General features: G+C 68.6%; 10 protein-coding genes. 2 read left to right on the top strand and 8 right to left on the bottom strand.

The window, feature by feature from the left end:
• The first annotated feature begins 32 nt into the window (after window positions 1–32).
• A complete protein-coding gene (locus AC3ANK_RS05430) occupies window positions 33–692 on the top strand; it encodes a thiopurine S-methyltransferase (protein WP_484172318.1) in 660 nt (219 codons plus the stop codon).
• A gap of 202 nt (window positions 693–894) precedes the next feature.
• Here the strand turns inward: AC3ANK_RS05430 and bfr are convergent, their stop codons facing one another.
• The 3 genes from bfr to asnB all read right to left on the bottom strand — a co-directional run bounded on the left by bfr (window position 895) and on the right by asnB (window position 4,408).
• The gene (gene bfr, locus AC3ANK_RS05425) at window positions 895–1,383 is read right to left on the bottom strand and encodes a bacterioferritin (protein ID WP_206859578.1); all 489 of its coding nucleotides are present in this window, start codon (window positions 1,381–1,383) and stop codon (window positions 895–897) included.
• A 96-nt stretch (window positions 1,384–1,479) separates the two neighbouring features.
• Complete coding sequence (locus AC3ANK_RS05420) at window positions 1,480–2,649, bottom strand: threonine aldolase family protein (RefSeq protein ID WP_484172317.1); 1,170 nt, start codon at window positions 2,647–2,649, stop codon at window positions 1,480–1,482.
• Window positions 2,650–2,716: 67 nt separating this feature from the next.
• The gene (asnB, locus tag AC3ANK_RS05415; RefSeq protein ID WP_484172316.1) at window positions 2,717–4,408 is read right to left on the bottom strand and encodes an asparagine synthase B; all 1,692 of its coding nucleotides are present in this window, start codon (window positions 4,406–4,408) and stop codon (window positions 2,717–2,719) included.
• A gap of 331 nt (window positions 4,409–4,739) precedes the next feature.
• On the opposite strand from asnB, the gene AC3ANK_RS05410 reads away from it, so the two are divergent.
• Window positions 4,740–7,088 (top strand): penicillin acylase family protein, encoded by a 2,349-nt coding sequence (locus tag AC3ANK_RS05410; RefSeq protein ID WP_484172315.1) that lies wholly within the window; start codon window positions 4,740–4,742, stop codon window positions 7,086–7,088.
• A 211-nt stretch (window positions 7,089–7,299) separates the two neighbouring features.
• Here AC3ANK_RS05410 and dapE read toward each other — a convergent pair whose 3' ends face one another.
• The 5 genes from dapE to map all read right to left on the bottom strand — a co-directional run bounded on the left by dapE (window position 7,300) and on the right by map (window position 13,229).
• Complete coding sequence (dapE, locus tag AC3ANK_RS05405; protein ID WP_484172314.1) at window positions 7,300–8,448, bottom strand: succinyl-diaminopimelate desuccinylase; 1,149 nt, start codon at window positions 8,446–8,448, stop codon at window positions 7,300–7,302.
• Complete coding sequence (locus AC3ANK_RS05400) at window positions 8,441–8,806, bottom strand: Spx/MgsR family RNA polymerase-binding regulatory protein (RefSeq protein WP_484172313.1); 366 nt, start codon at window positions 8,804–8,806, stop codon at window positions 8,441–8,443. Before AC3ANK_RS05400 ends, dapE begins: the two co-directional genes overlap by 8 nt.
• Window positions 8,807–8,904: 98 nt before the next feature.
• Complete coding sequence (gene dapD / locus AC3ANK_RS05395) at window positions 8,905–9,801, bottom strand: 2,3,4,5-tetrahydropyridine-2,6-dicarboxylate N-succinyltransferase (protein WP_484172312.1); 897 nt, start codon at window positions 9,799–9,801, stop codon at window positions 8,905–8,907.
• A complete protein-coding gene (glnD, locus tag AC3ANK_RS05390) occupies window positions 9,802–12,438 on the bottom strand; it encodes a [protein-PII] uridylyltransferase (protein ID WP_484172311.1) in 2,637 nt (878 codons plus the stop codon). It lies immediately after the preceding gene.
• Window positions 12,435–13,229: a type I methionyl aminopeptidase gene (map, locus tag AC3ANK_RS05385; RefSeq protein ID WP_425492461.1), complete on the bottom strand. Its 795-nt coding sequence runs from the start codon at window positions 13,227–13,229 to the stop codon at window positions 12,435–12,437. The genes glnD and map overlap by 4 nt, the downstream gene beginning before the upstream one ends.
• Window positions 13,230–13,270: the final 41 nt, after the last annotated feature.

Here is a 13,270-nt window from a genome sequence, read left to right as displayed (position 1 = left end):
GCGTTGTCGCTGCTCCAGCACAAGGACGAATCATGCACCCCGACTTCTGGCATCAACGCTGGGCCGACAACCAGATCGGCTTCCACCAGGACGCGCCGACACCGCTGATGCTCAAGCATTGGCCGTCGCTCGGCATCGTGCCGGGCACGCGCGTGTTCGTGCCGCTGGCGGGCAAGTCGCTCGACATGGCGTGGTTCGCCGCGCAGGGCTATCGCGTGCTGGGCGTGGAGCTGTCGCGCATCGCCATCGAGGCGTTCTTCGCCGGGCACGGCGTCACGCCCGAGGTGAGCGAATCGAAGTACGGCACGCACTACCGCGCCGGCGACATCGAGCTGATCTGCGGCGATGCGTTCGGCCTGGACGAAGCGGCGCTGGCCGATTGCGGGGCGGTGTTCGACCGCGCGGCGCTGATCGCGCTTCCCGCCGACCTTCGCCGCCGCTACGTGCACGAGCTCTACGCCCGCCTGCCCTCGCACAGCCGTGGCCTGCTGATCACGCTGGAATACCCGCAGCATGAGAAGGCCGGCCCGCCTTTCAGCGTGGTCGAGGACGAAGTGCGCGTGCTCTACGGGCGCGACTGGAACGTCGAAACGCTGGAACGCCGCGACATCCTCGAATCGCAGCCGAGGTTCGTCGAGGAAGGCGTGACCGCGCTGCATACCTCGGTGTATCGGCTGGACCGGAAGCGCTGACCTTCAAGCGAGGAACGGGAAAGAGTCGGGAACGAGAAACGAGCTTCTGTAGCCCGGGTAAGCGAAGCGCACCGCCCCCCCCGGGTAATTCAGTCATGTCGACGATGACCGCGCCGCAGCGCGTTACATCGTTCAAGCAGCCGTTCTTTGGATCTGCGCGATCCCCGGGTGCGCTCCGCTTACCCGGGCTACAGGAGCGTCGTCACTCCGCGGACGCGGACTTCTGCGCCAGCCGCGCCGTGAGGTAGTTCTGGATGCCCAGGCGGCGGATCAGCCCAAGCTGCTGCTCCAGCCAGTGCGCATGATCTTCCTCGGTGTCCTGCAGCTGCACGCGCAGGATTTCGCGGCTGACGAAATCGCCCTGCTGCTCGCACAGCGCCATGCCCTGCGCGAGCGCGGCGCGCACGCGATACTCGACGTCGAGGTCGCGCTGCAGCATTTCCTCCACCGTATGACCGGCGACGAACGGTTCCGGACGCATGTCCGGATCGCCTTCCAGGAACAGGATGCGCCGCAGCAACGCGTCGGCGTGCTCGGTTTCTTCCTGCATCTCGTGGTCGATGCGCTCGTACAGCGACTGCAGGCCCATGTCCTCGTAACGACGGGAATGGATGAAGTACTGGTCGCGCGCGGCCAGTTCGCCGCGCAGCAGCATCTTCAGGTAATCGACGACTTCGGGATGGCCTTTCATGGGGGGACTCTCCTTGCCAGGCGCATAGGGTGCCCGATCGAAAAGCACCGCGTCCGAATCGGAATCACTCGCAGTCGCATGCGCGCGGGCCGCGCATCAGGCCTTCACGGCCGCCATCAGCGCCTGGGCGATGGTATCCGGCGCCGCGCGCAGCACGCTCGGGTTCACCTGCATGGCGAACTCGCCCGTGTCCGGATCCGGACGTGGCAGCCACACGCCGCGCTGGCGCGTGCGCGTCCGGAATGCCGTCGCATCCACGCCCGTGACCGACAGGAAGAACCGGCTCGTGCCCATCGGTACCCTGCGGACCTTGAAGCGCCGCTCCGGTTTGAGCAGCGCGAGCACCCGGTCCGTCGCCTCCCACGCACGCGCATAGTCCGCCTCGTAGGAATCGACGAACTGCGTCGCCACCGCCGCCACCGGCCACGCCTGCGGCAACGAACCGCCGAACATCCGCCGCATGTGGTACAGCCCCTCGATGAACGACGAATCGCCCGCAAGGATGGCGCCCGACGCCGCATTGAAGTGCTTCCACAGCGACACGAACACCGTGTCGAACAGCGCGGCGTACTCCTGCACGCCGCGCCCGGAGTGGTACGGCAGGTTGAACAGGCGCGCGCCGTCCAGGTGCAGGCGGATGCCCTGCTCGCGCGCGTACCGGGACACGCGCTGGAGTTCGTCGAAATCGACCATCGCGTGATCGCAGCGACGCACCGGCGATTCGATCGACAGCACGCCGACCCTCATCGGCACGCGCCCGCTCGCCGAGAGCCCGACCCAGCGCTTCACCTCATCCAGCGCGAGCGTGCTTTGCCCTTGTGCGAGCGGGATCAGGTTGAGGCCGCTCAGCACGTCGCCGGCATCGCCGCTGTCGGCGTAGAAATGGCTCTCGGCCTGCACCAGCACGCGGCGGTTCTCGCCGGCGAGCTTGCGCAACGCGATGTGGTTGGCGAGCGTGCCGGTCGGCACGAACATCGCCGCCTGCTTGCCGAGCTTCTTCGCGAAGGCGGTTTCCAGTTCCTCCACGACACCGCCGTTGGAGTAGTTGTCCGCGGGCAGGTCGCGCTTCGATGCCGCCTCGTCCAGCAACGTCGCGTATTCGCGCGGCGACAGGCCGAGTCCGTCGTGGACGAAGTTCACCTCGCGGAACAACGCCGGGTCCGCAGCGAGGCCACCGCCGGTGGCCTGCGCGGCCGACGCGGGCGATGCAACGGCCAGGCCGCCCGCGACCAGACCACCCGTGGCTAGGAACCGGCGACGATCCATCGGCGCACCTCATCGGTTGGAGAGCGCCCAAGGTATCCGTTGCCGCGCGCGCGTGCACGGCGTCGCGTCACGCGTTCGCCGCCTCGTGGACGTCCGCCACCGCCCGCCCGGACGGGTCGGCCATCTTCGCGAAGGCCGCATCCCACGCGATCGCCACTGGCGACGAGCACGCGATCGACTTCCCGCCCGGCACCGTCTGCGCGCAGGCCACGCCCGGGAAGAACTGCTCGAAGATGTGGCGGTAGAGGTACGCCTCCTTCGTCTGCGGCGGGTTCACCGGGAAGCGGCTGGCCGCCGCCGCGAACACGCGGTCGCTCACCTGCGCTTCCGCATGCGCCTTCAGCCCGTCGATCCAACCGTAGCCGACGCCATCGCTGAACTGCTCCTTCTGCCGCCACAGGATCGAATCCGGCAGGTACCCCTCGAACGCCTCGCGCAGGATCGCCTTCTCGATCGAGCGGCCGTTCGGCCCCTTGCGCACCATCTTGTGCACCGCGTCCATGCGCATGGCGACGTCGAGGAATTCGACGTCGAGGAACGGCACGCGCGGCTCCACGCCCCACGCCATCATCGACTTGTTCGCACGCAGGCAGTCGTAGTTGTGCAGCGCGTCGAGCTTGCGCACGGTTTCCTCGTGGAATTCGCGCGCGTCCGGCGCCTTGTGGAAGTACAGGTAACCGCCGAACACCTCGTCGCTGCCCTCGCCCGAGAGCACCATCTTCACGCCCATCGCCTTGATGCGTCGCGCGAGCAGGAACATCGGCGTGGACGCACGGATCGTCGTGACGTCGAAGGTTTCGATGTGGCGGATCACCTCCGGCAACGCATCGAGGCCTTCCTCGAAGGTGTAGGTGAAGCCGTGATGCACGGTGCCCAGCGCCTTCGCCGCGATTTCGGCGGCGGCCAGGTCGGGCGAACCCTCCAGTCCGATCGCGAAGGAATGCAGGCGTGGCCACCACGCTTCGGTGGTGTCGTCGTCCTCCACGCGCTTGCGGGCGAAGCGCGCGGCCACCGCCGCGACAAGCGAGGAATCCAGGCCGCCGGAGAGCAGCACGCCATACGGCACGTCGCTCATCAGCTGGCGATGCACGGCGCGTTCGAAGGCTTCACGCAGCTCCTGTTTCGACACCTCCACGCCTTCGGTCGCCGCGTGGTCGCGCCAGGGGCGCTGGTAATAGCGCACGGGTTCGCCGCGTTCGCTGTCGTAGTAATGCCCGGGCGGGAACTGCGCGACGTCGACGCAGGTGTCGGCCAGCGCCTTCATCTCGGAGGCGACGCACAGGCGGCCGTCGCGATCGTGGCCCCAGTACAGCGGGCACACGCCGATGGGATCGCGTGCGATGAGGAACCGTCCGCGTGTGCGGTCCCACAGCGCGAAGGCGAAGATGCCGTTCAATTCGCCGAGCCACTCGCCCACGTCCTCGCGCTGGCGGTACAGGGCGTTGATGACCTCGCAGTCCGAACCGGTCTGGAACGCGTACGGCTGCGCCAGCGCCTGCTCCAGTTCGCGGTGATTGTAGATCTCGCCGTTGACCGCCAGCGCGAGTTCGCCGTCGGCCGAGCGCAGCGGCTGCGAACCACCGGCGGGATCGACGATGGCCAGCCGCTCGTGCACCAGGATCGCGCCGTCGTCGAGGTGGACGCCGCTCCAGTCGGGGCCGCGATGGCGCTGGCGTTGCGAGAGTTCCAGCGCACGGCGGCGCAGGGCCTGCACGTCGTCGCCGGGTTGGAGGCCGAAGATGCCGAGGATGGAACACATGACGATGACTCCTGGGGTCGGGGGTGGGTTTTCGGGAGGACAAAAACAAAAAACCCGCGCTTTGCGGCGCGGGCTTCGTGGGTGCTCAGTGCGGTTACAACGCGCTAATCACCGGCCCGCGGGAGGCTGGCGTTATTGCGGTTGTTGTTGTTCAGGCCCTGCGCGGGCGCGCCGCCGCGCAGGGCGGCAGTGGCGGCGTAGGCGGTGGCCTGGACGAAGGTCATGGGTCGATCGTGCAAGAGGTCGGGCCCGCTTGCAAGGGGACATCCGCCCGCCGGTGCCGCCGTTCATCGGATAAGCTCGGCGCGGGGACACCACAGGCGACAGGCCCATGACGAAGTGGATCAGGCGCGTGCTCGTCGCGCTGGTACTGGTACTGCTGGCGGCGGTGCTCGCCGGCTGGTGGCTGATGCGCGGCAGCCTGCCGCGGCTCGACGGCGAACTCGCCCTGCCCGGCCTGTCGGCCCCGGTGACGATCCAGCGCGATGCGAACGGCGTGGTCACGGTCGATGCGGCCAACGAGAACGACGCCATGCGCGCGCTCGGCTACGTGCACGCGCAGGAACGCTATTTCGAGATGGACCTGCTGCGACGCACGGCCGCGGGCGAACTGGCCGCGCTGTTCGGGCCCGTCGCCATCGGCACGGACAAGCGGCACCGCGTGCACCGCATGCGCGCGCGCGTGATGCAGCACATGGACGCGATCCTGGGCGACAAGCGCGGGATGGCGCAGGCGTACGTCGATGGCGTCAACGCCGGACGCGCCGCGCTGAAGGTGCGGCCGTGGCCCTACCTGCTTCTGCGCACGCAGCCCGAGCCTTGGACGCTGGCCGACTCGGCGCTGACCGGCTACGCGATGTATTTCGACCTGCAGGACGCGCAGAACGAGCGCGAACTGGCGATGTGGCGCCTGCGTCCGCATCTGCCGCCGGCGCTGTTCGCGCTGCTCGCGCACGACGGCACGAGCTGGGACGCGCCACTCGCCGGCCGCCCGCGCGGCGACGCGATGCTGCCCGACGCCTCGACCGTCGACCTGCGCACGCTGCCGATGCGGGAAGGGTCGCGCCCGGCCGACGTACCCGAACGTTCCGATGTCGGCAGCAACAACTTCGCCGTGTCCGGCCAGCTCACCGCCGACGGCCGCGCGATCGTCGCCGACGACATGCACCTGGGCCTGCGCGCACCGAACATCTGGTTCCGCGCGCGATTGCGTTACCCCGATCCGCGCGCCGACGGCGGTCGCGTCGATGCGAACGGCTTCACCCTGCCCGGCCTGCCGGCGCTGGTGGTCGGCAGCAACGGGCACGTCGCGTGGGGTTTCACCAACAGCTACGGCGACTGGCTCGACTGGAAGCGCGTGGCCGATTGCGGCGAGAAGACCTGCGCGGGCGCGACGCGCAACATCGAGATCATTCGCGTGGCGGGAAGCGACGACGTCGAGTTCCCGGTGGACGAAACCGCGTGGGGCCCGATCCTGCACCGCGAACGCGACGGCAGCGGCCTCGCGCTGCGCTGGATCGCCCACCGGCCCGGCTCGATGAACCTCGGCCTTTCCGAATTCCTGCACGCGCGCTCGCTCGACGACGCGCTCGCGATGGCCGATCGCACGGCGATTCCCGCGCAGAACCTCGCCATCGGCGACTCGCAGGGGCGCATCACCTGGCGCCTGCTCGGCCCGATTCCGCAGCGTGGGGCCGGTTGCGATGCGACGCAGGTCGTCGAACCCGACGCCTGCGCGCCGTGGCCGATCACCACCGCGCACGGCACCGCGCTGCCGATCGGCACGGTGCAGCGCCTGTGGACGGCGAATTCGCGCGTGGTCGATGGAACGCTGCTGTCGCGCGTGGGCGATGGCGGTTACGCCAACGGCGCGCGCGCGAAGCAGATCCGCGACGGCCTGTTCGCGAAGGATCGTTTCGCCGAACGCGACCTGCTCGCGATCCAGCTCGACGATCGCGCCCTGTTCCTGCAGCGGTGGTGGACGTTGCTGCGCGAACGCGATGGCGTTGCGAACACGCCCGCGCTACACGAACTCGCGGTCGTCGCATCCACGTGGCAGGGTCGCGCGAGTGCGGACTCGACGAGTTACCGCATCGTGCGCGCGTGGCGTCTCGCGGTGCACGACCGCCTGCTCGACGGCCTGACCGCGCCCGCGCATGCCGCGCTGGGTGAGGCGTTCGAAATGCCGAACCTTTCGCATTTCGAAGGCGTTGCGTGGCCGCTGGTCACGCAGCGTCCGGCGAACCTGCTGCCGCGCCGGTTCGCGTCGTGGGACGCGTTGTTCGAGGACGCCGCACGCGAAGTGCGCAACGAACTGGCGAAGAGCGGCCCGATCGCGCAGCGCACCTGGGGCGAGCGCAACACCGCGCGCATCTGCCATCCGCTGTCGCGTGCGTTGCCCGGTTTCCTCAAGCCGCAGCTGTGCATGCCCGCCGACGAACTGCCCGGCGACAGCGCCATGCCGCGCGTGCAGGGACCGGAGTTCGGCGCCTCCGAGCGCATGGTCGTCGCGCCGGGCCACGAGGCCGACGGAATCATCCACATGCCGGGCGGACAGAGCGGGCATCCGATGTCGCCGTTCTGGGGCGCGGGGCACGAGGATTGGGTGCAGGGACGGCCGACGCCGTTCCTGCCGGGCGAGACGCGTTACACGATGAAGCTGGTGCCGGGGAACGGCTGACGTTCCCGCACCGTGCTTTTGTAGCCCGGGTAAGCGAAGCGCACCGCGCCCCCGGGCAATACGGTCGTGTCAACGATGACCGCGCCGCAGCGCGTTATCTCGTTCGAGCAGTTTTCTGTCGCCCGGGTAAGCGAAGCGCACCCGGGTTCAGACGTGACAGCCCCCCTCGCGTGCGTTTCGCTTGCCCGGGCTACCCCCGCTATCGCGATACTCAGTCGAGCAGCATCCGCTCGATCAACTCCCGATACAGTTCCGGCAACCGCTGCAGATCGGAGACGGACACGTTTTCGTCCACCTTGTGGATGCTCGCGTTCACCGGTCCGATCTCGATGCACTGTGCGCCAAGCGGCGCGATGAAACGCGCATCCGACGTACCGCCGCCGGTGCTCTCCTCCGGCGCGCCGCCGCAATAACGGCCGAGCACCGAACGCGCCGCCGCGCGCAGCGGGCCTTCCGGCGTATAGAACGGTTCGCCGCCGCGATGCCAGCGGATCGTGTAGTCCAGGCCGTGACGACGCAGCACGTCCTCGCACTCGCGTTCGAGCTGCTCGGCGCGCCAGTTCGGATTGAAGCGCAGGTTGAACAGCGCCTGCAGTTCGCCCGGAATCACGTTGTTCGCGCCGGTGCCCGAGTGGATGTTGCTGATCTGCAGGCTCGTCGGTGGAAAGGTTTCGAAGCCGTCGTCCCAACGCCGCGCGGCGAGCTCGCTCAGCGCCGGCATCGCGAGATGGATCGGGTTGCGCGCCTTTTCCGGATACGCCACGTGGCCCTGCACGCCGATCACGTTGAGCGTCGCCGACAGTGTGCCGCGACGTCCCACGCGCAGCAGGTCGCCCAGCGTCGCCTTCGACGACGGCTCCCCGGTAATGCACCAGTCGATGCGCTCGCCGCGCTTGCGGAAGACCTCGGCGACCTGGCGCACGCCGTCGACCGCATCGCCTTCCTCGTCGGACGTGACCAGCAGCGCGACGCGGCCCGGATGGTCCGGATGCGCGGCGACGAAACGCTCCAGCGCGACGACGAACGCCGCCACGCTGCCCTTCATGTCGGCCGCGCCGCGCCCGTAGAGCACGCCGTTGCGGATCTCCGGCACAAACGGATCGCTGCTCCACGCCTCGCGCGGCCCCGGCGGCACGACGTCGGTGTGACCCAGCAGCACCAGCGTCGGGCCTTCGCTGCCGTGCACTGCCCAGAGGTTGTCGACGTCGCCGAAGCGCAGCGATTCGCAGCGGAAACCCGCGGCCGCCAGGCGACGCGAGATCGACGCCTGGCAGCCGGCGTCGTCGGGCGTGACCGATGGACGCGCGATCAGGTCCAGCGCCAGCGCCAGCACCTCGTCGGCAGCGGATGCATCAGCCAAGGGTGCCCACTCCGAAGCGCTTCTTGAAGCCGTTGTCGCTGAAGCCCTGCGCGATCGCACCGTCCCCGGTGATCACCACCGGGCGGCGGATCAGCTGCGGATACTCCTTCAGCAGCAGCTTCCATTCCGCGTCAGAGCCCGGCGTCTTGCGGTTGTCTGGCAGGGTGCGCCACGTCGTGGACGACTTGTTGATCATCGCGTCCCAGCCGCCGAGCCGGTCCTTCCACTCCACCAGCGTGTCCGGCGCCTGGCGCTGTTCGCGGTAATCGACGAAGGAATGCGCGACGCCGAAGCGATCCAGCCACTTGCGGGCCTTCTTGCAGGTGTCGCAATTGTTGAGTCCGTAGAGCGTTGTCATGGGAGTAAGACTCGAGAGTGAGAAGTGAGCGCAGGGTGCAGTGTGATATCGGAAGGCGGAGCGAACTCACTCCTCACTTCCTCAACCCCACTCCCGCATCACTCCGCCAACCCGCGCAACAGATCATTGATGCTCGTCTTGCTGCGCGTCTTCGCATCCACCTGCTTCACGATCACCGCGCAATACAGCGAATGCGAGCCGTCCTTCGCCGGCAGCTGGCCGGAGACGACGACGCTGTACGGCGGCACGAAACCGTAGGAGATCTCGCCCGTCGCGCGGTTGTAGATGCGCGTGCTCTGGCCGAGGAACACGCCCATGCCGATCACGCTGTGGTGGCCCACGACCACGCCTTCGACGACTTCCGAACGCGCGCCGATGAAGCAGTGGTCCTCGATGATCGTCGGGCTCGCCTGCAGCGGCTCCAGCACGCCGCCGATGCCCGCGCCGCCGGAAAGATGGCAATGCTTGCCGACCTGCGCGCACGAACCGACCGTCGCCCACGTGTCGACCATCGTGCCCTCGCCCACGTGCGCGCCGATGTTGACGAAGCTCGGCATCAGCACGACGTCCTTGCCGATGTGCGCGCCGCGACGCGCGACGGCGCCCGGCACGACGCGCGCGCCCAGCTTGCGGAAGTCCGACTCGCCATAGCCGGCGAAACGCGCCGGCACCTTGTCCCAGTACGGCGCGGGATACCCGTCGACGACCTGCATGTCGTTCACGCGGAAGTACAGCAACACCGCCTTCTTCAGCCATTCGTTGACCGTCCAGCCGCCCTTGCCGTCCGGCTCGGCGACGCGGAATTCGCCGGTCTCCAGGCCGGAAATCACGCGTTCCACCGTCGGGCGCGTGGAGCCTTCGATCTCGTCCAGCGTCAGCATCGCGCGGCGCTCGAAGGCGCTGTCGATCATGAACTTCAGCTCGTCCACGCCCGGCCCGGCGGGCACGGCCTTCTTGCGCGCGGTCTTGCGGACGGTTTTCTTCTGCAGGGCCATTCAACAGTCTCCTTCGAGGCAGGCGAGCAAGGCTTCGCGCAGCGCCTGCCGCCTTGTTTCATCGAGCGCGCCGTCGCGCCCGTCGTGATGGGGATGGGTGATCTGGAACACGTCCTCGGCGCGTTCGCCGAAGGTCGCGATGCGCGCATCGTGCACGCGCAGACCCTGGCTGCGGATCGCGTGCGTCACGTCCGCAAGCAGGCCGGGGCGGTCGGTGCACACCAGGCTGAGCATCGTGCGCGTGCCGGCGTCGCTTTCCAGCGTGTCGAAACCGATCTGCGGCGCGATGCGGAAATGCCTGAGATGACGCGGCTGCGCGCGACGCGCCGGCCGGATGCGATCCAGGTCGCCGGCGAGCGCGGCGCCCAGGCGCTGTTCGACCTCTTCGCTCGTCGGCGGGCAACGCGGATCGATCGGCACGACTTCGAAGCTGTCGAACACCATGCCGTTCGGGCCGTCGAGCACCCGCGCCTGCTGAATTGCCAGGCCCAGGCGGTCGAGCGTGGCGACGATCGCGGCGAACAGGCCGTCGCGATCGGGCGAATGGATGAAGACTTCCAGCGCACCGGCATGCTCGCCTAGCGCACGAGCGCGAACGCGCGTCTGCCCCGGTTCGACGCCGCGCAGCGAAGCGGCCTGCCACGCGATCTGGTCGGGACGTCCGCGCTCGAAACCGATCTGCGGCATGCGCGCGTACAGCGCATCGACCTGTTCGTCGCCGATGCCCATCGTGGCGAGCATCGCGCGCGCGGCGTCGCGCGTTTCGTTCGCGCGTTCGTCGCCGGCGACGGGATGTTCGAGCCCGCGTCGCAACGCCAGGCGCGTGGCGGTGTAGAGATCGGCTAGCAGCCGGTCCTTCCACGCGTTCCACAACTTGGGCGACGTGCCGGCGATGTCGGCGCAGGTCAGCAGGTAGAGATGATCGAGGCGTTCGCGATCGGCGACCTTGCCGGCGAAACGGTGGATGACTTCGGGATCGGCGATGTCCTGCTTCTGCGCGGTCACCGACATCAGCAGGTGCTGGCGGACGAGCCATTCCACCAGCGCACCGTCGGCCTGCGACAGGCCCATGGTGCTGCAGAAGATGCGTGCATCCTCGGCGCCGAGTTCGGAGTGATCGCCGCCGCGTCCCTTGCCGATGTCGTGGAAAAGCCCGGCGAGCAGCAGCAGTTCCGGCTTGCGCAGGCGCGGCCAGACCTCGTGCGCGATGCTGAAGCGCTCGTCCGCGATACCCGATGCGAAGCGCGCGAGATTGCGCAGGACCGCAAGCGTGTGCTGATCGACCGTGAATACGTGGAACAGGTCGAACTGCATGCGGCCGGAGACTTTCGCGAACGCCGGGATCCAGCGTCCGAGCACGCCCAGGCGCGCCATGCGTTCGAGCGCGTGCACCGGATGCGGGCCGCGCAGCAGCGCCATGAAACGCTCGCGCAAGGCCGGTTCGGCCTGCTGGAACGCCGGCACGCGCGACAGCGATTCGGCCAGCGCGCGCGCCGTGCGCGAATGCAGTCCGCGGACGGCATCGTGCGAAGCCCACACCGCGAACAGCGCGAAGACGTCGTAGGCGTCGCGCGGCCAGTGCGGATCGCGTGCGCACAGGTAATCGCGGCGCAGCTCGAACGCGTGGTCGATCGCGACCGGCGTGCTTTCGCCTTCGATCTGTTCCTCGAAACGCTGCAGCAGCCGCTCGCCGATGCGCAGCACCAGCGCGGCGCTGCGATAGAACCCCTGCATCATCTGCTCGACGGCGAGGTTGTCGGCGTTGTCGACGTGGCCCAGGCGTTCGGCCAGCACTTTCTGGTAATCGAAACGCAGCCGTTCCTCGCGCTTGCCGGCGACCAGGTGCAGGCCGAAGCGCAGGCGCGACAGCGCGCGGCGTTCGCGTTCGAGCGTGGCGAGTTCGTCCGCGCCGAACTGGCCGATGGCGACCAGCGACTCCAGATCGCCCGTGCCGACGATGCGCAGCGCCATCCAGCGCAGCGTCTGCACGTCGCGCAGTCCGCCGGGGCCTTCCTTCAGGTTGGGCTCGAGGTTGTCGGCGGTGTCTTCGTAGCGCGCGTGGCGCAGGCGCAGTTCCTCGCGCTTGGCGGCGAAGAACTCGCGTGCCGGCCACACCAGGCTGGGCGCGATCGCCGCCTGCAACGCGTGCAGGTGTTCGACCTGCGCGACCAGCGGACGCGCTTCCAGCATCGCGGTGAGCACGGTGATGTCGGCCGCCGCTTCCGTGCACTGCACCGGCGAGCGCACCGCATGGCCGACCGGCACGCCGCCGTCCCACAGCAGCGCGACGAAACGCGACAGCGCTTCGGCGTGCGCGGCCTGCGCGTCGGGTTCGGCGAGCACGAGCAGGTCGACGTCGGATTGCGGGAACAGTTCGGCGCGGCCGTAGCCGCCGACGGCGAACAACGCCAGCGGGGCGTCGGCAGGAAGGCACGCCTTCCACGCGGCGCGCACCTGCGCATCCATCGCGCCTGCACGCGCGGCGAGCAGGCGGTCGATGTCGGCGTTGGGGTCGCCGTCGAAGGCCTTGGCGAGGCCGGCGTCCACCGTGGCGAGGGCCGCGCGGATCGCCGCGGCCGGGTCGGCACTGCCCTGCGCCGCCGAAGGCTCATCGACGGCGGCGGAGCGGTCGCTCATAGGTCGTTGTCGTCACCCGGCACGCGGGTGAGGATCTCCACGCCGTTCTCGGTCACCGCGACGGTGTGCTCCCACTGCGCGGACAACTTGCGGTCCTTGGTGACCACGGTCCAGCCGTCGGGCAGCAGCTTGGTGTAGCGCGTGCCCTCGTTGATCATCGGCTCGATGGTGAAAGTCATGCCCGGCTTGAGCACGAGCCCTTCGCCGTTGCGGCCGTAATGCAGGACCTGCGGATCCTCGTGGTAGATCCGCCCGATGCCATGGCCGCAGTATTCGCGCACCACGCTGAAGCGCTCGGCTTCGGCGTACTGCTGGATCGCCGCGCCGATGTCGCCCAGGGTCGCGCCCGGCTTCACCGTGCGGATGCCTCGGAACATCGCCTCGCGGGTCACGTCGACCAGGCGCTTCGCCATGACCGACGGCGTGCCGACGACGTACATGCGGCTGGTGTCGCCGTGCCAGCCGTCCTTGATGACGGTGACGTCGATGTTGACGATGTCGCCGTCCTTCAGGACCTTGGCCTCGCTCGGGATGCCGTGGCAGATGACATTGTTGACCGAGGTGCAGACGGTCTTGGGGAATCCCTTGTAGCCGACGTTGGCCGGGATCGCCTTCTGCACGTTGACGATGTGATCGTGGCAGATGCGGTCCAGTTCCTCGGTGGTCACGCCCGCCTTGACGTGCGGGGCGACGACCTGGAGCACCTCGGCGGCCAGGCGGCCGGCGACGCGCATCTTCTCGATCTCTTCGGGGGTCTTGATGGTGATGGGCATGGCGGCATTATGGCCCATCCGCGGTCCGTTCAGGCTTTCCCGACGCCCGAAGTTGCCCG

This window comes from Lysobacter sp. SCRH-1R, from assembly GCF_057747855.1.
Note: the sequence above shows the minus strand (reverse complement) of the source record. Positions and strands in the feature narration are given on the sequence as shown.